Raw genomic sequence first — 22,825 nt, 5'->3', positions numbered from 1 at the left:
CTCGTTTATGCCGGTAAAAGTAGCTGCCGCATTGTGCGAAGTTGTACGTTATCGTCTCAACTTGTTTCAAAATTGTATTTAGCAAAAGAAATAAGGCAATAGATTATAAATCAACTCTTTAAAAAAAACATCCGATAGCCAGGCAAACAATATTGTTCAAATTTGTAGCATGGTTTTATAAATTAATACCATGAGGGTACCATCAAAAAAAAGTAATTTTAGTAAAAGAAACAGGATCGAAACAATTGAAATGATTTTATCTGTTGAATTGAAAAAAAATAACTCAACTTGCCGCTATGTTTGTTTCGCCACCGCTTAAAAAAAATCAATCCTTCATTAATTGTATCAGGGAAAAACCCATCTTTCTTTTGGTATCGCTTGCTATTATTTTCTTCTCTTCCTGCAGTGATCAAAAATCACCCAAAAAGTTCCGGATTGGTTTTTCGCAATGTCAAAGTGGTGATGCGTGGAGAAAAAAAATGATGGACGAAATGAAGCGGGAACTTTCTTTTCACAATAATATTCAGTTTATTTTTAAGGATGCCGAAGCCAATACCCAAAAACAAATTCAACAGATCAATGAACTGGTAAAACAAGGAATAGACCTGCTAATTGTTTCTCCGAATGAAGCGCAGCCTTTAACCCCCGTAATTGAAAATGTGTATACGTCGGGTATTCCGGTAGTTTTAATAGACCGGGGTATCAATTCAACAAAATATACCGCTTTTGTAGGTGCATCCAATTTTGAGGTAGGTCAAAATGCAGGAAGGTATACCGTATCACTTTTAAAAGGGAAAGGAGATATACTTGAGGTAATGGGGCTGTCGGATGCAACTCCATTTATCGACAGACATAAGGGCTTTATGGATGTGATTGCCAATAACCCCGGCATACATCTGCTGAAGACAATCCAGGACCATGCAGTTAATTATGAAAGTGACCTGGAAAACACGCTGGTAACCAATCAAAATATCAGTCTAATTTTTGCCCAAACTGATTACATTGCCCTGACAGTATACCGCATCTGTAAAAAAACAAGTACTGATAAAAAGATAAAAATTATTGGTGTTGACGGACTGCCTATTGACAGTTTGGGAATGGGAATGGTTGCTTCAAAAATGCTGGCTGCTACTGTATTATATCCGACCGGCGGGCAGGAAGCCATTGTTACCGCCCTGAAAATTTTAGACCACCAACCCTATTCCAAAGAGAATACCCTCGCTACTACCATCATTGATTCTTCCAACGTTCGCATTATGCAACTTCAAAATGATAAGGTAACGGAACAGCAGGCTGATATTGATAAAAGACAAAAAAAGATTGAAGAACAGATTATCATCTCAAAAAACCAAACTAATATAATACTTGGTATATCAATAACGCTCGCCCTGGCATTAATATTTGGAGGTGTGCTGTTTTATTATTTGCAGGAAAATAAAAAGATTAATAAAAAACTGGAGCAGCAAAAAGAAGAAATTTCCGGGCAGCGTAACCAGCTGGTAGAGTTGATGCAAAAGGTAAAAGACGCCAATGATGCCCGGGTTAATTTTTTTACAAACATCTCTCATGAACTGCGTACACCGCTCACTTTGATCATGGCTCCCCTGGAAGATGCCATGGCTTCTCCCAAGCTGCATTTCGCGGTAAAAAATAACCTGGAATTTATACGCCGCAATACAATGCGGTTGCTGCGCCTGATCAATCAATTAATGGATTTCAGAAAAATGGAAGAAGGGAAAATGAAATTTAGTGCGTCTGAAAATAACATCACCTCTTTTGTAAATGATATAACAAGCGCATTCACGGAAACAGCAAAGAAAAAACACATCTCGTTTAATGTAACCAGCAAAGTGAAAGACTTGCAGTTATGGTTTGACACGACTATGCTGGATAAGGTATTGTTTAATTTACTTTCTAATGCATTTAAATTTACTGCTGATCATGGCAACATCAATGTTACGATTGATACAACCGCTGACGGAAAAACAGCCATCATAAAAGTAGCAGATGATGGTGTGGGCATGAGTGAGGAAGATGCAGTCCATGCATTTGAAATGTTTTACCAGGGGCATAGCAGTACATTTAAAGGAACAGGTCTTGGGTTATCTCTGTCAAAACAATTGATTGGATTGCATCACGGTGACATTACACTTACAAGCGAAAAAGGAAAAGGCACCTGTTTTGAAATCAATCTACCTATCGGAAAATCACATTTACAGGCACAGGAGATATTGGCGGAGAAACCCGCTCCATCCAATATTTATGAAGATGAAAAAATATACATTACAGATATTGAAAAAGTAAATTTACAACATGATTCAACTACTGCGGTTCAAAAAGAAAATTCAATTTTAATTATTGAAGACAATGATGACCTGCGGGCATTTTTAAAAGAAAGGCTTGCCAGTCATTATGAACTGCATGAGGCCGCCACGGGGGAAAGTGGCGCCAGTATTGCGTTTGACATTGTTCCAGACCTGATCATTTCAGATATTGTTTTGCCCGGTCAAAATGGTTTGCAATTAACCGAAATACTTAAACACGATTTGCGAACATCGCATATACCCGTGATACTATTAACCGCCAAAGGCAGTATTGAAGAACAGATAGAAGGTATTAAATCGCAGGCGGACGCTTTTATTGTTAAGCCTTTTAATGTGGCCTACCTGGAAGAAACCATTAAAACAGTGTTGAAAAACAGGGCTGTACTGAGAGAACATTATACAAGTGAACTGCCGGCAGAAACCAGGTCGAATTCCTCCAGCAAGATTGACCGGAAATTCATTAATGAGTTTACCGCAGTTGTAGAAAATAATATTGCCAACGAACATTTTTCTGTAGATGAAATTGGCAGACAGATTGGTATTTCCAGGGTACAGCTGTACAGAAAAGTAAAGGCCTTGTTAGGTTACAATGTAAATGATTATATTCTTACCATTCGCCTGCAAAAGGCAAAATATTTATTGCTGAATGAAGAGCTGAATATAGCAGAAATTGCCTTTAAAGTGGGCTTTGCATCACAGGCCTATTTCTCTACCGTTTTCAAATCAAAATTTGGCGTAACGCCCAAGGCTTTTAAAGAAGGTAAGACCAGCCAGTCTCAATAATTTATTGTTCCAAAAATAATGTTGGATACCTCCTTTTCTCATAATTGGTAAAGAAATTTAATAATGGCAAACAAAAAATGGTGTGAAAGGAAATATGTCCGAAATGTGTACGAAAAATAGATCATTAACTGATCACATATTCTTACTATTAAGGTTACAAGATCCGAACTTCATAGACCACTCTTCCCCTCTTTAGAAGTTAGATTGAAAAGATAAAATTTACGAACTAAACAAATCCGGTGTAAACGGATTCGAACAAATTATCTCTTTTATTTTTACGCCAGTAACCACGATGGCGAGCGCTCTGTCCCTGCAGATTTTACTCCGGCTGCAACACATTCCTTAAGATTTTCTGCTGCAGAGCCTGCATTACCTGTTGGTATAACAAAGTGAAACCAACCCAACCTTTAAACAAATCATGTCAACGGGTTCGTTTAGTAAACATATAATCAACCACAACACCATTCACCAGCATTTTAGTGCCATCGTAAGTTATCTTACCGCCAGCAGGAACACAAATGATGATCGCTGCATTTTGTTGCGGCAGTTGTATTGAAGCAGATGAAGTAATATTTTTTGCAATGAATTTACCAGTAACGGTATTGTACAAATCAACTTTTTTATTGCCCATCGTTTTCATCACAACTGTTTTAGCAGTGGTGTATGGATTGTAATATAAAAAAGAGGGGTAAGCTTTATCATGGTAAAAATCGGTAGCCAGTAAATTTAATTGCAGCACACCCGCAATATTTGTTGTACGGATAATGCTGCCAAAAATTCCTGCATGGCCACTTCCATACACACTGAATTGTGATTCTTCCGGATTCTTCCCCGGCACCCATAACGGGCCATCACCCTGTGCTACCGGGCCTTTCAACTTTTCAGGTTGCTTATAGGATGATTGTTTAATCATCCCTTCATATCCAATCACGCCTTTGGTAACCGCTGCCAGTTGTGGAATGGTTTCATGATCATCCGGCATGTATTGCGGATAAAAAAACCGGGCAGCGTTGGCCGCATTCAACATCCATTTACCAATGGCAACAGCATAAGACTGATCATACCGAACCATGGGAACAAGCGGCCAGGCTGCATCGTACGTGTTCATCAAAAAACCATACCCGCCATGATCTACCGTACTGCCAACAATACCTGATATATCAAAGCCATTCCATTTACCAACCAATACGCCCCAGCCTTCCCTGCAAACCGCCGTGCCATCAAAACTCCAGCCCAGCATTTTATCGAGGTCATAATTTTTTCCCTGCTCTGCGTTTATTCTTGCAGCCAGGTAAGCGCCGAAAGGCATCAGCAATTCATAAGTAGGATTTATTTTTTGTGATTGCAATGCAGACAATGCACTCAATGCACCTTTTAAATATCGTACGTCACCAAACTTTTTAAATGCGGCATACAATACATAAGCATGACCAGCAGCTGCATCCGGTTGGGCACAAATCTGGTTTTTCATTGGCTTCATTTTACCGTAGTCAAAATAAGAATAATCGTAATTGCCATTTAATATTGAATCAGCAGCATAAAATTGTTCGGCAATGGTTTTGGCTATTTCAGTAAAGCCGGGTTCGTTGGGGTATTGGTCACAGATGGCATAAAACAACACATTGGGATACACGTCATACCACCAGTCGCGACCGTAACCGCCGCCGAGCAGTGCTACTTCGGGGCACGTGTTATTCATCATGATATTCCAGCCTGTTTCTTTATTAAAATAATTTTTTACCATGCCAACATAATCAAGACCCTGTTGGTTTGTCTTGTCAATGCCTACCAAACTTGCGCCGAGCGTTGCACCCATTGTTGCCAGCGCTTCATGAAACATGCCTTTATTATTCGTGCCCTGCCTTACATCTGCCAAAGCAGTATACAGGCCTACTACATTCTGAGGAAAATTCTTTTTACTGCTGTCAATCCATACCAATGGCCAGAATTTTCCTTTGGCATTAAAATCAAACACTGTTTTATCAAACTGAAGTGCCAGTTTTTTATAATCGATTATTTGTAACGGTGCAGGCAAAAAGGCCATCTGGTCTACCCGTTGTAACTGTTGTTGTTTTACCTGTGCCTTTAAAGAATTGGCGACGCAAATAAATAAAAGCGCAACTGTTATGCTTTTTAAACTATTCTTCATTGTAACTCCATTTTTTAGTATTGTATTATTTTGAAGGTTGCCAGGCTTTTTATTAAACTAAAGCAATCCTTCATTTGCTGATTTGATTTCTACCGACCATTAAACAATTGCCTCTGCTACTTCACCCATCGCCTTCATATCTATTCCGGGTTCATCCGGCGACAGTATTTTGCCCTGTGCTATAATTTTTTTTGCTACAAAGATGGAGCATAATTGTAAAGCAGCAATAATGATAACAGCATACCTCAACGCGATTTCATTTGAAATGCCATAAGCCAATGCTAAAAAGGTACCTGCTCCAATGAGCCTGCCGGCATATAATCCCCATTCATGATTGAGTATGTATGCGTACTCTCCACGATTTTCCACTTTATTCACAATATCTATTACCTGGAACTGGATGGGGAAATAAGCAAGATCGATGAGCGGTTTTGCAATCAACAGTAACAGGATAAAAATGATTACCCCCAGTCCACTGAATAAAGCGCCATTGACTACCGCCCCTAAAGCAAACAAGCCGAGGCCCACTGCAAATATTTTAATGCGGTCTCCTGGTTTAGACAATCTCCCTAAAACATACATGATAACAGCTGCAATAATGGCCCCGATAGATTGTGCAGTTCCCAGTGCACCTTCCTTACCGAGTAATGTCATAATAAGCATGGCCGGAGCCGTTACCAAAAAACCCTGTGCAAGGCCTTTTAATAAAGCCAGGGAAAGCAGCTTGTACCACAAAGGATGAAATTTAAAGAATACATACTTCTTATGTTCCGGGTTTGGGAAAGTGCCCCGGAAGCAAACAATGGAGGCTATCACCGTAATGAGGAAAACGATACCGGTGATGACTTTATATGCTGTATGGATCGAAGCGTCATCGTGTGTTGCACCACCTCTTGTTTCTATAAACCAGCCGATGGTTACGGGAACAACCACGGCGATGATGGTATAAAAAAAAGTTTCCAGCCCATAATAATAATTCCTGTTTCCATCATTGGTAATGGCTAAGGCAAGCACATCCCTGTTGGCCCAGTAAAACCCGAACGACAGGCCCATGATAATACCAGCAACTCCAAGGCCCACATTATTCAGGTTATGCAGGCTCATCATGTATATCATGGAAACCGCACTCAGCATCATACCTGCAGAATAGAGTTTCCTGATATTAAAGTGCTTTAATAAAAATCCATTCAGTAAAAATGTCAGCGGTATACCCGTATACACGGTCAGCTGGTAGATCACCACCTTTGTTGGATCGTTTGAATTACGCATTACATATGCCGCCACAAAAGTGTCAATCACCGGTAGTACAAATGCATAAGTTAAATTGGTTAAGATCAGTATCCGGAAATTACGTGGTTGACTTTTAAAATGACCGATCTCCGTTTTGAGTTTATTAAACATGATTGAATTTTAAAAGTGAGAGAATTTCTTTCAAAGAAAAATGTGCAGCACAAACAAATTCATCAGCAGCACCGTAATAAACAGTGATGGTATCTCCATCCACAATATGACCATTGGTAAATACTACGTTACCAAAAAAACCACTCGTTTCATAAGTCGCCGTTGGCACCATTACCGGCTCCTCCGTTCTTGCAATTACTTTGGACGGATCATTGATGTCCATTAAAAAAGCACCTAAACAATATTGATGTTTTTCATTTGCCCCATGATAAATTGCTAGCCAGCCTTGATCGGTTTTAATGGGCGCTGCGCCGGCTCCTACTCTTTTACTATCCCATGCACCGTCTCTTGTTTTAATAATGCATTGATGATTGCCCCAGTGCACCCCGTCTGGTGAAGAAGTGATCCAGATATAATTACCGCCGATATCTACACTGCTTGGCCGGTGCAAAGCATAAAATAAACCATTGATTTTTTCTTCAAAAATTGCACAGTCTTTATTGTGCGGCGGCAGCATCATCCCATGACTTGTAAAGTCTTTCCAGTTAACGGTAGTGCGTAACCCCACGCCTACACCGTTGCCAGATACTGCTGTAAATGTGAGGTAATAAATATTTTCCAATAGTGCCACCCTGCAATCTTCTATACCGAATGTTTGTAACATACCTTCTCCCACCAATGGCTTATATCCTTCCGGTTCATAAAATTGTATGCCATCATCTGAACAAAGCAAGCGCAGGTGAGACAAGGTGGTTAAATAATCAACCCCTTTATAATTAATCACCCTTGCATCCGATGCGTCCAGTTCCGGATCATCTTTTTTAATTTCTATTATTTGTGTGCCACCCGTTTCTGTTAATACAGGAAACGAAATAACGTTCTCTTTTTGTGCTGGTCTTTCTGCTACCCTTACAATCAGCCATGTTTTATTTTGAAACCTGAATACACCGGGATTTAACAGGCAGGTAATTTCCAGTCCTTCAGCACTTGCCTTCAGATCTTTGGGAGATAAAAGCGGGTTTGCAGGGAATCGTTTTGCTATATCATTCATAAAAAAAATTAAAGTGGTGAATGGTCAATCGTGAATCAATGTCGTTTACTTAAGCAGTTTATTTGATAAAATAAAAGGGCCATTTTACAATCGTTGCTACTTTTCAATTTGTAGGTTTCGCCTCCACAGCCGGCGGGCTGCGTAACTGGAACACCGCTGCTTTTTCCCCTTTGAAAAAATATGCTGCGCATTTTTTCAATCCCGACTGCGTCGGAACCGGAGAAAAAGAGGCGGTTTATCCAGTTACTGTGTTCAACTCGAAGAACGATTTGAATAGTTCAATTTTATTCAAAACTTTCCAATGAACTGTTAGAATAATGCATGTCTTCAAACGGCCTCGAATAAAAAGTGCTAGAAATTTTCAGCATAATCCGTTAAGCAATCAAGGCTGTCTGAGCCGGCATAAGCCACAAAGCAATGAACTCTTCCGGCGAGTTCCTTGATTGTAGGATTGTGCTGAAAATTTCAGCCTTTTTATTCGCAGCCTTGATTTTTCTTGTTACTTCTTTGCATCAAGGCAAAGAAGTAAGTAAAAACTACCTGGTTTGTAAATCTTTTACCAGACAAGACCCGTTGAACAATCGAAGGATGATTTGTGCACTTCATGCTTCTTTGCAAAGTATTACTAGCGATATAAGGTTTTAATAGCTTAAGTAAACAACATTGAATCGTGAATAGTCATGATTGATAGATTTTTAATTATTATAATTTATACCGGTCCATTGCAGCTTTTACTGTTGCATAATTGTTTACCCGTTGCATCGTCAACAGGGCTTCAATGGTTGATTCTGCTCCTGAATTTTTATTGATGTTATTGCCGGTATTGATGGCATCATAACAGCGGCCGTTACTGACTGAAAACATATTGGCACCCGCCGTATTTTTTCCAAGAAACCATGCGGCTAAATGGCCCGCCATATCTGCATATCGCTCATCACTGGTAATTACATACGCATCAATGGCAGCAAAAACCATTGGGCGTATGCCATAAGCGATCTGTTCAAATTCTTTTGTATTCTCCTGCGCGAAAACGCCATTGGCAAAGCTTACATCGAAAGCGTTTTTAAATCCGTTGTTCAATAACCAGGGATAAAAATTATTTACCTCTGCCATTGCCTTGGTGGTATAGCTGGTATCATTAAAAAAAATGCCTGCTTTAAAAATGGCAGCCGCCTGGTCGCTGCCGTATGCATGCCAGCTGTTACCGGAACTTAAAAAACAGGAAAAAGGAAAATGAGCAGCGTCTCCAAACTGTGTCATTACAATTCCATCTGCCAGTTTGCGGATATACTTTTTTATTACAACGTCACCAGTTGTCTGGCAATATGAAATCAAACCGAGGATCAATGTCGCAGCCTGGTCTGCGCCTTCTGGTAACCATTGTGGTACACCAACGCCATTTATCTGAACAGTCGTGAGGGGGAGATCTGCCAACTCCTTTTTAATTACAGCGATCAGTTTAAGAACCACTGCATCCACCCTGTCTGACAATAAAATATTTTTCGATTTGACAACAGGACCTGCTTCAGTAAGCGCCTGTAAAGCACGCCAGCTCCACCATTTAGGCTGATTGATACTGGTGATACCCGTCTTGTTGATCACATTGCCCTGTTGCAAAAAATTATAGAAGTATCCATTGTCAGCTTGCATGTTGATAATAAAACTCAACAGGCCATATACTTTATTTTGAATTACTGTATCGGTAGAGAATGCACTGCTTCTCAAATAAAACAATACTTCGCGGGCCACATCGTCTACGCAGGTAAAACCTTCACCGCCTGCAACTACAGGATTGTAAGAAGGAGCATCCGCATAAATATAAATGCCTTCTGCTTTTTCCCCATTGGGAAAAACAACAGGAACGGCTAATCTTTCAAGATGTGCCGTATTTAAAATAGAAGAAACTATAACTGGTGCAGGCGTTACAGGAACTACAACAGGCGCTGCACTTGCAGCCTGCTTTTTACAGGCTGATGAGCAAACAATAGCAGCAACTATCAAAGCAGTCCAACTTATTTTAATATTTGTATGCATTATAGCAGCACTTTGTTTTTAGTAATTCTACCGAAGGGGGAATAGCAGTAAAAAAAGGAGTTATTCAAATGTTTGAATCAAACTTCAAATAACTCCCTATCGTTTACCAAATAATTTAATACCCTGTATTTTGTGTGATGCTGCCACCGGATTTATCGATCTCTCCCTGTGGAATTGGATAGAGATAATTTTTATCCTGGAAATTTTTACCCAACCCTGTTAAAAAAGTTTTGGCGATTCCCCAACGTTTCAGGTCATTGAATCTTTGTGATTCAAAACCCAACTCTACCCTTCTTTCCTGAATCAACCATGTTCTGATCTGGTCTTTGCTGACAGACGTAACATCCCTGTCTGGTAAAGTTCCTGCAGGAGGCATGGTTCCGTCAGCATTAGGACTGGTTCTTGCACGCTGTCTTATGCTATTGATAATTGCAATGGCAGCCGGGTAATTACCTGTTTCATTTAAGGCTTCTGCTTTCCATAATTGTACATCTGCCCAGCGGATATATATTTTGTTGCTGGGTGCATCATCATTGCCCTTGTTATTGCTGTTTAATTCACCAAATATTTTGTACACGTTTTGTCCTGCTACATCAACTGTCAATCCCAATCTCGGATCGTTGGGTTCAAATGCTGCTATAAAACTGGGAGAAGGAGCTATAAATCCCCAACCTGCCAATGCACACAGGCCATTGCCTGTTCTTGGTGTTGTTAACGACTTGTGATCATAGGCAAATACCACTTCGTTTTCTGCAAATTCTTTTGCTACGCTGAAGTTGTCGAAATAGTCGTGATCTAAACTATAGTAGTTTAATGATTCCATTTCAGTAACAGCGGTTATAACGTCTGCCCATTGCTGATTGTACAATGCAACCTTTGCCTGCATTGCCATCACTGCCCCTTTGGATACTCTCCATTTTTCATCAGCAGCTGCATATTTACCATCTGGCAATAACGACTTTGCATCAGCCAAGTCTTTACTTATTTGCACGTACACATTCGCTTTTGTTTCTCTTTTTGCAACGCTGTAAGCATCAGCAAAATTTTTCAACGGCGCTGTTAACAATGGCACATCACCATATAAATTCACCAGGTCGAAATAATAAAAAGCTCTTAAAAAATATACCTGACCCAACAAACTTTTCCTTAACGTTTCATCAATACCAAGGCTTGCTGTTAAGGTTGCATCAGTTAAATAACTAATGGCCAGATTGGTTCTTGCAATACCTGCATAATCATAACTCCACTGGCCTTTTACACCGCTGTTGCTGGAGGTAAAACTAAAATCAGCAAACTGGTCCATCCAGGCTTGGTCACCATCTGGGTTCCATTTTTTCAGCATATCACCGGAGGCAATATCCTGCATAATAAAATCATTGCGGAGTACCGTACCATCATCCCAGCCCCAGTTGCCAATAATATTCAGTGTACTGGAAAGAAGTTGGTAAGAAGAAGTGACAGAATAAATAACCGACTCATGTGTAGGCGGTATCCCCTCTGTTATTATTCCAATGGGCGTTTTATGTAACTCTTTTGAACAACCAGCTGTGCAGAAGATGACAAGAGCAGCCAGTATTTTATATATTGATTTCATGTTGTTGATTTTTAGTGTATGAATTATAATTTAACATTGATACCAAATAAAAATGCTTTTGATTGCGGGTAAGTGCCCTGGTCAAACATGTTGTACGCTTCCGGATCCAACCCTGTGTACTTGGTTACGGTAAACAGGTTTTGAGCAGATACAAACAGGCGTACATCCTGGAAAACAGTTTTTATTTTACCGCCCAGGTTTACTGTGTAGCCAAGCTCAATATTCTTCAGCCTGAAGTAAGAAGCGTCTTCTACAAAAATGCTGGATACCTTGCTGCTGCCATTGTCTGTAAAGGTGGAACGGGGTATGGTGTTGCTTGTTCCTTCGCCATGCCACGCACCTAATGTAGCAGTGGTGTGGTTAAACGGACGGGTATCGTAGTCAATGATTTTTTTAAGGTCATTGTATTTTTCAACACCGCTTACACCCTGAAATAAAACACTCAGGTCGAAGCCAAGATAACTGGCTGACAAATTAGTACCATAACTCAATCTTGGATTTGGATTACCAATGTAAGCACGGTCAACATCATTGATGATACCATCGCCATTGATGTCCTGGAATTTGATATCTCCCGGGTGAACATCAGCATGAGATGAACCTGTCAGGTAATCATCTATTTCTTTTTGACTTTGATAGATACCTGTCATTTTAAATCCATAAAAAGAATTCAGTGGATGGCCGGCTTCTGTCTTGGAAACCTGTCCATAGATGTTGGGCAAATTTGGATCAAGCTTGTCTACGTTGTTTGTTACCGTCGCAAGATTTGCATTAATAGCATACCTGAATTTGTGACCGCTATTCCTGTAGCCAAGTGAAAACTCAAACCCTTTATTGGTTACTGCTCCTGCATTTACGATGGTTGGTTTTACATCACCCACTACACTTGGTAGTCCCAATGGAAGCAACAGATCAGAGGTTTTCTTTTGAAAGTACTCAGCAGAAAAACTAATTGCGTTCTTAAGCAAACCAACATCTATCCCGATATTATTCTGTGTGGTAGTTTCCCATTTCAAATCCGGGTTACCATAACGAAGTAATGTACCCTGCGAATTATAAATAGATAAAGAGTTGTAATTATTCAACCCGGACTGGTTGCCTAATTTACCAGTGCTGGCTCTTAATTTAAGATCAGATAACCAGCTTACATCCTGCAGAAATTTTTCCTGGGATATTCTCCAGCCTGCAGAAAAAGAAGGGAAAAACGCCTGTTGATTATTGATAGCAAACTGGCTTGACTTATCCAATCTTGCACTTGCAGTTGCAAAAAAACGATTATCGTAACTGTAATTAACAGAGCCAAATAAAGAGAACAATGCCCACTGTGATGCGCTTCCGCCATTCCATAAATCCTGTGGAAAAGCGCCGAAATCTATGTACTGGAATGCTGAATCTGTATTACCATACCTTGCCCTTGATGCACTGATACCGGAAGCATAGTTGGTAATAAATTCACTGCCCGCCAAAGCACTGATCGTATGCCTGTCAATTTTTTTATTATAGCTTACTGTATTTGTCCAGGTGATGGTTGTTTCCTGTCCTCTTTCCTCACTTAAATTGCTGGGCCTGTTTTGACGCCCGGTTCCCTGGTCAATGGAAGAACCTCCGCCATCATTGTCACCATAGTTTTGATAAAATGCTTTATTGTGCAGCATGTTCAAATCAACACCCAGGTTACTTCTCAGCTTTAATTCTTTGTTTTGCAACAAAGCCAGTTCAGCATACACGTTACCAAAGGTTCTGAAATTGGTGCGTTTATCATTGGTAAAATGAGCAATGGCAAGTGGATTGGAAGCAAACTCATACTTATTTGCGCCGGCATTCCAGGTACCGCCATTTGCAGCTACATTAGCTGAGTAAAAAGGCAAGTCTGTGTAAGGATCCGCAACACTGTAAGTAGGATCAGTTGGATCTTTGAACACACCAATTACCGGCGGACGTAAAAAAGCATGACGGATCACTCCGGGTGCATCACCACTGGAAGATATTTTATCCTGTATGCTGTTAGAAATCTGCAGGTTGGTACCTATTGTAAAACGGTCTGTAATATTTGCATTTACATTTGCCCTGAAACTAAAACGTTTAAACTGGTCATTATCATAAATCACAATTCCGTTTTGTCCGTAATAGCCACCGGAGAGCAGGTATTGAACTTTATCTGAACCACCACTTGCAGAAACCTGCAGGTTTTGTGATTTACCCAATACAAACAATTCTTTCAGCCAGTTGGTGTTAGCAAGGTCTGGTCTTGATTTATCTGCTGTGTAAGGATTTGTTCCGGAATAACCGGAATTGTTCCAGCTTTCCTCCATCTTGTTCATATACTGTGTAGCATTGAGCATGGTTGGAAGATTGGCTACTTTTTGAATACCATTGTAATAACTGATATCCAGATTTGATCTTCCCTTTTTACCACTCTTGGTAACAAGAACGATTACACCACCAGAAGCCCTGGCGCCATAAATTGCAGCTGCAGCGGCATCTTTCAATACGGTGATTGATTGTATATCGGCAGGATTAATAAAGGAGATACTGGTAGTCGGCTGTCCATCCACAATGTAAAGCGGATCGCTGCTGCTGCCAATGGTTCCTACACCACGGATGGTAATATTGATGCCATCGCCGGGAGCACCGGTGCTTTGTGTTACCGTTACGCAAGCCACCTGGCCCTGTAACAACTGAGCCACATCTGCCACCCTGCGCTTATCTGCATCAGCCATGTTTACAGTTGATACAGCGCCTGTGATACTACCTTTGCGCTGGCTGCTGTAACCAACCACAACCACATCACCCAACGTATTGGTCTCTGCTGCCAGGCTCACCGTCAATGCAGTTCTGCCAGACACAGATACTTCCTGCATTTTGTATCCAACATAACTTATCTGCAATATTGCATTGTCCGGCGCAGTAATGGAGAAGTTACCGGCACCATCTGTTGTTGTAGTAGTAGCAGCGTTTTTTACTTTAACTGTTACACCCACCAATGCTTCGCCTGCAGTGGAGTTTATTTTACCCGTAACAGTAACATCTTTTGCCTGTGCAAAGGATGCAGAATGGATAAACTGTAGACAGGTAAAGCAAATTGCAAGCTTTAATCCTGTACGCAATTGTTTTGGAATGGAACGAATAATGTCCTTAAGATTTTTTTTCATACCAGCATCGTTTTAATATTTGAAAAATAAAAGTCTTTGAATGTGATCATGTGTCAGCAGTTTCGTTTTGATTCATTACAGGGTCTTTTCTCTGCTCACCTGCTTTGGCTGAACAGCCATTTTGGTATTTTAATTTGTCATGTGTGCCTGATAATTTTTTAGTGGTTAATAATTGGGGTTGAATAGTGGCTGATGATTTAAGATATCAGTGGTTATTTATTTTGCTTTTAATTTTTTATAATCAGGATCCATTACCGGTGTACGTAATCCTGCCACTTCATCCGCCATCAGGATAAATACATTCCAACACAGGCCTTTGGTAGAAGGCCACCAGCTGTCGGTCGTCGTCCATTTTGTTGGTATAAATTCTTTACTGAACGGCCATTTGGGATTCAGGTAAATTTCTGCCCATACCCTGTTTTCCATCAGCGGCAAAGCTTTTTTCCAGCCATGTTTTAATCCAACTACATAGGCACAATATTCAGCCCTGAACCAGCTGCCACCATTGTAATAAAAACCGTCGTTCTTTCCGTCACTATAGTTTTCTTCACCAAATTTTTCAAAGGGTTGATAATCGCCGCTGAGATACGCAAATCCTTTTGCATCTTTTGTAACCCGCACACAGATGGGTGCCGTGGTCCCCAATTCAGGATGCGGAGAGTTGGCTACTTTATTTAAAACAGGAATCAGGTCCAATTGATTTTTGACCATTTCATCTGTCAGCATTGGCCTGTTGAATAGCCACAGCGAAAAGAATTCCGGTTCCAGGTCAGTCAGTGAAATGATATCAGGAAAATTGCGGTCGAACAAAATGTGTTTGCGTTTTACATCATAAAAATCCCGGTATGCTTTTTCAGCTTTCTGTATATGCGTTTCTGTTACATTAAAACCTAACTCCTTAATTGTTCTCAATGCAATCGCCAGCATACCCTGGTTCACTCCCAGCCGGTCTGTTTTTGGGTTGTAATCAATCACATCTACCTGGCTTAAAGGAAAGTGCGACCGGCATATACCATCGCCGGTACTGTCAAATTCGTTCAGTACATAATCAACTGCTTTTTTTATTTTATCCTGCGGAAGCGTAACACCGAAGCGGCGTTTGTTCATCATGGCCCATATCAGCCATTCAATGGTGGCTTCATTGTCTTTTGCTTCCACCGAGCCCATCAATGGCGTGATGATGGTACCAATACCACCTTTGACTGTTTGCGTTTTACCCCATTGCTCCCAGATGGAAAGATTTAATTCTTTATTGTAAGAAGCTACCGTAGAAAAATAAGAATCCCTGTTGTACATATCCGGTGCATAGTTCATGTTCGGTACGTTGAACGGCGTAAAATCATTTACATCGGTGATCCAGGTAAGCATATTAAAATTGGCGTACAGCATTTTTTCCATCTGCGATCCTTTAAAACCTTTGGCTTCAGCCAACCGTGATTGCGAAGCAATCATGAATTGCTGGTGCGATTTCCATGGCTCAACAAAAATGTAAGTGGTCTTGGTTACTTTTTCTCCTAGCGGAAGAATATTATAAGGTTCCCTTTGCGGTTGCTGTTCTGCAAACTGAAGGTCTTTGATTTGGAGTGTACATTCTTTGCCTGATTGTGTACCAATGAACATGGCTACGCTGTCATTTTCAATATAGGGCACCAGGATGCTTCCTTTAAAAAGGGTCCATTCATTTTCTACTGCCGGAAAATTATCTATGTACTTCACGCCATCTTCCAGTTCAATCGTTTTTACCCCGTTCTTAACCCTGAAAAGTTTTAATGCCAACGGCGTATTGCCTTTGCACGAAAATGACATGGTATAAACTTGCTGGTCTTTTAAAGGTGCAATGAATTCTATGCCCGCCCTGCCGCCAGCATGACCGGTAATTGAAATAAGTCCATCCTGATTCTGTACTTCGGCATTACCTTCTTTTTGATAAGCTGCAGGCGCTTTTAAGATAGTTGCTGAACCCGCATCTAAATTGTACAGTTCACCAAATGTTTGCCTGATATAATTATTATTGGCGGACCGCTCGGTTAAATTGGCAACAGAAAATAAATTCACATCCGGCAAGCGGCGCATGCCAACAAATCCGCCCCCGCGTCCGCTAAACCTGCGGCGGGTGTTACGGGTGTACTGATTTTTATACCCGGCATCTGTTAAAAATCCAACTACCATATTATCCGGAGTAACAAAACCAGCTGAAGGAAACATTTCATGCACAAAGCCGCCGGGGAAACTATCGTACTCAAATGTTGTATACCGTTTGGGAGTTTCTGCAGGTCGTGCTGTTTGCTGTAATATATATAACATGCCGGGCATGGATGGCTGCATCAAGTCAATCGTCTTTTTTACGATGGTATCATTCAACACCTGGTAGGTTACGGATACAGACAGATTGGCATCAAATTCTTTTATATAAGCATCTCTTGATAAAGTGATTTGCTTTGCGGTGCCCTTCCAGCTTTGTCCTTTCCATTGAGGAAAATTGGCTGTTGTGCTGAGGTCATTATTAAATAATTGCAAGGAAAATTCTTCTGTATTGGTAACCAGCAGGTGTCCCTCATTGTATATATCAACATGGTATCCTGCCGTTTCATCACCGGCAACCTTCAGGCTCAGTTGCTGACAAACGGCCACGGAGTGAATGACTAATACAGACAGGCAAAGTAAAAAAAACGTAGGTTGGCTTTTATATTGTAACATACAGGCAGCAATTGATAGTCAAAACTATCTTTAATGCCTGCCACCCTTATGCACTATGCTAACATTTTACTGTACTATGGTTACATTTTAGCTATAAAACAGCGATTTTTCGTTGAAGATTTTTTTAAGGTAAGAAAGATGGAAAGAAATCGCAAAGTAATTTCATTCTGATTTTTATTTTAAAGTGAGAGAAAAAATATTAATTTCATATTAATCTATTTTAAATAATTGGGGCAAATATTTGATCCGGTCTTTAAACCTTAGTAGAAAGTAAATTTTAAAAAGACTCTAACCTTATTACGGACTAAAATGAAAATAGAGTATAATAATTTATATACACATTTTATTTTCACTACTATGCACCGCTTACCGGTTATTGCTGAAAAACACCGGGAACGAATTGAAAAATACATTACTGGCATAGTGAACAATAATGATTCTCAATTATATGCCATATACGCCAATCCTGAACATGTTCATTTTTTAGTTTCCCGTTCCCCCAAATTATCAGAGGAAACACTGGCTTCAATAGTCGCAGAAAGTTCTCAAAAATTTATTAACCAGAATAAGCTATGTGACAGTTCGTTTGACTGGCAGGAATCTTCCTCAGCCTTTTCAGTATCTAAGTCTGATGTTGATAAGGTATGTAAATACATACTTAATCAATCAGAACATCACCGAAAAATAAGCTTTATGGAAGAGTATGAAACGTTTATTAAATTCTATCAAAAGACACTTGAGCCTGTCGGAAAGTATGGACCAAAATAAGGTAATAAGGTCATAGAAATTAGATATTTTCCTTTCTACTAAGGTTAAAAAAATCACGAGATACCCGCGCCTTCTTTTTTCTGCCGAATAAATACCAAAAATATAATATGGCTTTTACAAATACTGATTGCAAATCCACTTGAGCTCCAAAATCAGAATTAGTCATTCTAATTCAACCCCTTCACTGATTGCTGCTCCCTGTATTCATTTGGCGCAGAGTTATACCGCTTCCTGAACTCCCTGAAGAAATAAGACTGATTATTGAAACCGGTTCGGTAGAAAATTTCTGTTACATTTAACTGGGATGTTGCCAGTAAATGAGCAGCCTCTTTTAAGCGGATGTTTTTTATAAATTCGCCCGGCGTCATACCGGTCAGCGTTTTCAATTTGCGGTACAATTGCATTTTACTCATGTTAAAAGCCTTTTCAAGAAACACGGCATTCAGCTCTGTTTCACCCAGGTTTTCATCGATCAGTTTTACCATTTTGGTCAGAAACTCTTTGTCCCCCGCATTTAAGTCAGATTCTACCAGCATGTCAGTGCCTTTCTCATTGTTGAAAAGGTCCAGTAATTTTTGGCGGTATTCCAGCAGTTTCCTTATACGCAATTTTAAATGGGCGGTTTGAAAAGGCTTGGCGATGTATGCATCAGCGCCCACTTCATACCCTTCCATATGGTGATCTTCGCTGCCCCGGGATGATAAGATGATAAAAGGTACGTGGCAGGTGGCAGGTGCAGTCTTCATTTTATTGCATAACTCAAGGCCACTCATATTGGGCATCATGACATCGCAGATCACGATATCCGGCATTACTTTTTCAATCAGCTCCAATGCTTTTCGCCCATCTGCCGCTTCATATACAATGTATTCATCTTTCAAAATATCATTTAATAAAAAACGGATGTCCGCATCATCTTCCACAATAAGAATATTTTTTCTTTTTGTATCCTGCAGGTTTTCAATGATGGCCTGCTTGTTTTTATCGGCCGTTGAAATGGGTTGCATGGTTTCGGCATAAGCAGTAATGGTACGGTATAAATAGGAAGGCTGATCGCTGACGGTGGTTGCATTTTCCGCAGGAAGGTCTGCGGGTTTTTCTTTTACCATGGGCAGGCAAACTTTAAAACTTATCCTGTCGTTTTCACTACTGGCACTGATACGGCCATTAAGCATGGCGACTAATTGCCTTGTAAACGCAAGGCCAATGCCTGTTCCAAATTTTCCGGTATCTGCAGCAGCATTGGGATTGACCACATAAAATTGTTCAAACAATTGGTCAAGCTTTCCTGCTGGTAATTGTGTTCCGGAATTGACCACTATTATTTCCAGTTCTTGATTGTCATTTTCCCTGGCAGAAAATATCACCTGTTCATTTTTTTCTGAATGTTTAAACGCATTGGATAATAAATTGAAAATAATTTTCTCGATCTTATCCTTATCTGCCAACCCCGTCATTCCCGGCGCAATATTAATTTCATATTCCATTTTATTTTGTTCACTCAATGGAATAAAAGGTTCGCCAAGGTTCAGCAATAATTCTGAAATATTCAGGTGACTAAACTGGTTCTTAAAAAATCCGGCTTCCACTTTCCTGAATTCCAGTAACTGGTGAACGAGGTAAGTAAGCCTTGATGCCTGCTGATGAATCAATGATAAAAAATAGGGCTTTTCCTTCTGATCTTTATCGGTAGTTGTTTTATGCAAAAAACGTTCTGAGCTTCCCATGATCAGTGTAAGCGGTGTTTGAAGTTCATGAGCAATATTGGTGAAAAACCCAAGACGGTTCTGGTGAATCTCTTCTTCCTTTTCACGGAGCACATGCTCCACCGCCAGTTGATGTTTTATCTCCAGTTTATTTTTACGGTACCGGTAAAAAACAAATATGATGGCTGATAACAGTGCTGCATAAGCTAAATAAGCCCAGGCGGTCAACCAAAAATACTGTTTCACTTCCAGCGACATCAATGCTATTTCTTTTGACCATAAACCTTCTCCATTGCTCCATTTTATTTTTAGGGTATAGTTGCCTGGCAACATATTGCTGTACACAATTTTTCCATTGGTGCCTGCATAATGCCATATTTTATCATAGCTTTCCAGGTAATAGGCATACTCACATTTTTCTGCATTTAAAAAACTTACCGCCTTAATATCGAGTTCAAAAAAGTTATCCCTCCTGCTCACCGTAAAATCAAGTGGCTTGTTGGCTGAATCTTCCATCACCGCAAAGCCATTTTCACTAACCGCTTTTCCACCGATAGAAATACCTGATAGCAGCAGATTAGGTTGCCAAACTGATTTACGAATGTTTTGGGGAAGAAAATGATTGAAGCCATAAGTGCCTCCAAAAAAAATATTGCCGGCATTGTCTTTCCACACTGCCCCATCACAAAACTCGTTGCTCTGCAAGCCATCCAGTTGCTGGTAATAAGAAATCTGCTGATCTGCCTGGTTCACTTTTGCCAGGCCCTTATTGGTACTTACCCATATGTGACCGGTACCATCCTCTTCAATTGCGTGAATGGTGTTATTGGGTAAACCTTCGGCAGTTGTTAATTTTTGAAATACAGGTTCTTCTTTATTTGCGTCTGCATTATTGATCCAGTTCAATCCGTAACTGGTGCCGATCCATATCCTGTTGCGGCTATCTTTAAACAAGGATAACACATCATTGTTAGACAGGCTTCCTTCATAGGTAAATGCCTTAAAAGTGCTGAATACCTTCGTGGTTTTATCCATTAAACTCAAGCCGCCATATCTGCAGCCTATCCACAAATGATTGTCATCTGCATCCGCCAATGCATAGATAATATCATTAGCAGGGCCGGAATTATTATTGTTGTACGTGAACCGTTCCTGGAAAGCCACTGATAATTTACCGGCTTTATCCCTGGTTATCTTCAGGTGTATCAAACCATAACCACTGGTGCCAAGCCATAATGAATGATCTGCATCCTGCTTTATCGCATATACCGAACCAAATTCAGGATACAGGTCATGCCCGGCGATGGACGCCCATTTGGTAAATTGTTTTGTTTTAAGATCGTATACCCCGACACCTTTTCCATCAGTGCCTATATAGATCAGTTCATCATTTCCCTTTTTTAAAACATACACAGCATTATTATCCAGCTCGGAAGCTGACAAAAAATGTCTCTTATGGAATGATGCAGTCGTATCAGACCAAAAATTTTCAATACTGATGATGCCACTGCCTTTTGTTCCCACCCATAAATTTCCATTGGCTTCACAAAATGCCCTTACCGATTTATTGTAAGGCATCCCGTTATCCGAAGTAGAAACCGTACCAAATGATTTTGTTTTTGGATAAACTTTTATGATGCCGTTGCCATCCGTACCATACCATAAAATATCTTCACTGCCCAAGGCCCAGGATGTTACCTTGATATCCTGCATCTGCCGCATTTCTTCCTGTAAAAAAGAGGAAGATTGAAAATTGGCATCGTACACGTCATAGCCTTTGGAAGCCCAGGCAAGCAGGTAATGTTCTTTATAAAAAATAACAGCAGTAAGTGTATGCTTCAACTGCATCACTCGTTTTTGATTTAAGGTGCCGTTATGAATGCTGAATAATTGGTCGGCACCGTTGCTAAAAAAAAACTGGTGATTTACATTGAAAAAATTACTGATACCTTTTTGATCCCGGTAAGTGCGTACACTTTTAAACTGCCTTCCGTTTAATGCATACACATCCAGCTCACCTTTTGCATTTAGTAACCACAAGCGGTTGGCTTCATCAAAAGCTATTTTCGTAATAACAGCCTGTTGCCTTGGTATATTGCAAAGCCGGAAAGTATCAGCCACTTCATCGTAAGAGCTGAGCCCGGCTTTCTGATTGAGGGAAAAAACTTTGCCAGCCGTATCGATCGCCAGTACATATTCCTGTTCGCTAACCCTGCTGCGTTGATATTGATTGTAAAAATAATTATAGAATTTGCCCGTCTTTTTTTCATACCTCGATATGCCTTCAATGGTGGTTATCCAGATATTGCCTCTTTTATCTTCCGTTACCTGTTGAATAACATTGCTGCCAATACTTTTGAAATCATTTTCCTTGCTGTAGTTGAATACGTGAAAAACATTTCCATCGTACATGTTAAGTCCATCCCATGTAGCCACCCACAACAAATTGCCGGCATCTTTAAAAATGTAATTGATCGAACTGTTGGAAAGGCCATTTCGGTTATCATAGTGCTGAATGAAAAACGGGTCGTCCGGGCTGGCAACAGCATCCAGCCTGAAAAAAAAAGCAAGCAAAAAAATATAACAAGGGTGAAGTATACGCTTCATTATTTTCTTAATTAATTAAAAAGTTGCGTCCAAATCTCAGCAGTTTAAATTACTGGTTCATTTTAAATCAAATGCATAATTGAAGCAGGCTGCTATGATCTGCCACTATGTTATTGAAATAAGTATTGCAAGTTAAGCTAATTAAAAAAATAGTCTCTTTGCTCTGTATGCGTACAAAAACTGGCGGAGCTGGCGGTTTATCATAGTTGTTAGCGGCAGCTTTATATTTTAGCAACCAGGGCAAATTTTCTACTTGCAGCGCGAAGGTTGCAGATTCTGTTATTAAAGTATTTTTCTTATTTTTTTACTGGTCAGCATTCAAATGAAGAAAGAACAGATTCACTTTCAAGATTGTATTATACATCTCCGGCATACAGGAGAGAAATATGTCCTGATTGAAATTTACTTTTAGTTGTACTTATTTCAGTGAGATCGCCGGTCAAAATCCTCCGCTGCTTAATGCTGAAAAAAACTGAGCCACCTTCGAAAAATATTCGTGCAACCTTCAGGGCTGCCCGTAATCATATGTACAAATGACCGGTAATATTAAAAAAGCTAA

10 protein-coding genes are annotated in these 22,825 nt (G+C 40.1%); 2 read left to right on the top strand and 8 right to left on the bottom strand.

Annotation, left to right across the window (positions count from 1 at the left end):
* Window positions 1-296 precede the first annotated feature (296 nt).
* Window positions 297-3,107 carry a substrate-binding domain-containing protein gene (locus tag JWR61_RS03130; RefSeq protein ID WP_301926398.1) on the top strand — a complete coding sequence of 937 codons (2,811 nt, stop codon included), beginning with the start codon at window positions 297-299 and terminating at the stop codon, window positions 3,105-3,107.
* Between the two features lie 421 nt (window positions 3,108-3,528).
* On the opposite strand, the gene JWR61_RS03125 is transcribed toward JWR61_RS03130, so the two are convergent.
* The 7 genes from JWR61_RS03125 to JWR61_RS03095 all read right to left on the bottom strand — a co-directional run bounded on the left by JWR61_RS03125 (window position 3,529) and on the right by JWR61_RS03095 (window position 17,185).
* Complete coding sequence (locus tag JWR61_RS03125; RefSeq protein ID WP_301926397.1) at window positions 3,529-5,256, bottom strand: hypothetical protein; 1,728 nt, start codon at window positions 5,254-5,256, stop codon at window positions 3,529-3,531.
* A 99-nt stretch (window positions 5,257-5,355) separates the two neighbouring features.
* Window positions 5,356-6,657 (bottom strand): MFS transporter, encoded by a 1,302-nt coding sequence (locus tag JWR61_RS03120; RefSeq protein WP_301926396.1) that lies wholly within the window; start codon window positions 6,655-6,657, stop codon window positions 5,356-5,358.
* Window positions 6,650-7,708: a glycoside hydrolase family 130 protein gene (locus JWR61_RS03115; RefSeq protein WP_301926395.1), complete on the bottom strand. Its 1,059-nt coding sequence runs from the start codon at window positions 7,706-7,708 to the stop codon at window positions 6,650-6,652. The genes JWR61_RS03120 and JWR61_RS03115 overlap by 8 nt, the downstream gene beginning before the upstream one ends.
* Window positions 7,709-8,410: 702 nt before the next feature.
* Window positions 8,411-9,742 (bottom strand): hypothetical protein, encoded by a 1,332-nt coding sequence (locus JWR61_RS03110; RefSeq protein WP_301926394.1) that lies wholly within the window; start codon window positions 9,740-9,742, stop codon window positions 8,411-8,413.
* Window positions 9,743-9,857: 115 nt separating this feature from the next.
* Entirely contained in the window at window positions 9,858-11,336 is a 1,479-nt protein-coding gene (locus JWR61_RS03105) for a RagB/SusD family nutrient uptake outer membrane protein (protein WP_301926393.1), read from the bottom strand.
* Between the two features lie 23 nt (window positions 11,337-11,359).
* Window positions 11,360-14,488, bottom strand: a complete 3,129-nt coding sequence (locus JWR61_RS03100; protein WP_301926392.1) for a TonB-dependent receptor — start codon at window positions 14,486-14,488, stop codon at window positions 11,360-11,362.
* A gap of 216 nt (window positions 14,489-14,704) precedes the next feature.
* Window positions 14,705-17,185, bottom strand: coding sequence for a hypothetical protein (locus tag JWR61_RS03095; RefSeq protein WP_301926391.1), 2,481 nt, complete (start codon window positions 17,183-17,185; stop codon window positions 14,705-14,707).
* A 309-nt stretch (window positions 17,186-17,494) separates the two neighbouring features.
* On the opposite strand from JWR61_RS03095, the gene tnpA reads away from it, so the two are divergent.
* Window positions 17,495-17,953 (top strand): IS200/IS605 family transposase, encoded by a 459-nt coding sequence (gene tnpA, locus JWR61_RS03090; protein WP_301926390.1) that lies wholly within the window; start codon window positions 17,495-17,497, stop codon window positions 17,951-17,953.
* Between the two features lie 167 nt (window positions 17,954-18,120).
* Here the strand turns inward: tnpA and JWR61_RS03085 are convergent, their stop codons facing one another.
* Window positions 18,121-22,266, bottom strand: coding sequence for a hybrid sensor histidine kinase/response regulator transcription factor (locus JWR61_RS03085; protein WP_301926389.1), 4,146 nt, complete (start codon window positions 22,264-22,266; stop codon window positions 18,121-18,123).
* Window positions 22,267-22,825: the final 559 nt, after the last annotated feature.

The organism is Ferruginibacter sp. (assembly GCF_028288465.1).
Taxonomy (GTDB): domain Bacteria; phylum Bacteroidota; class Bacteroidia; order Chitinophagales; family Chitinophagaceae; genus Ferruginibacter.
The sequence above is the reverse complement of the archived record's forward strand: the minus strand, read 5'-3'. Positions and strand labels throughout refer to the sequence as shown.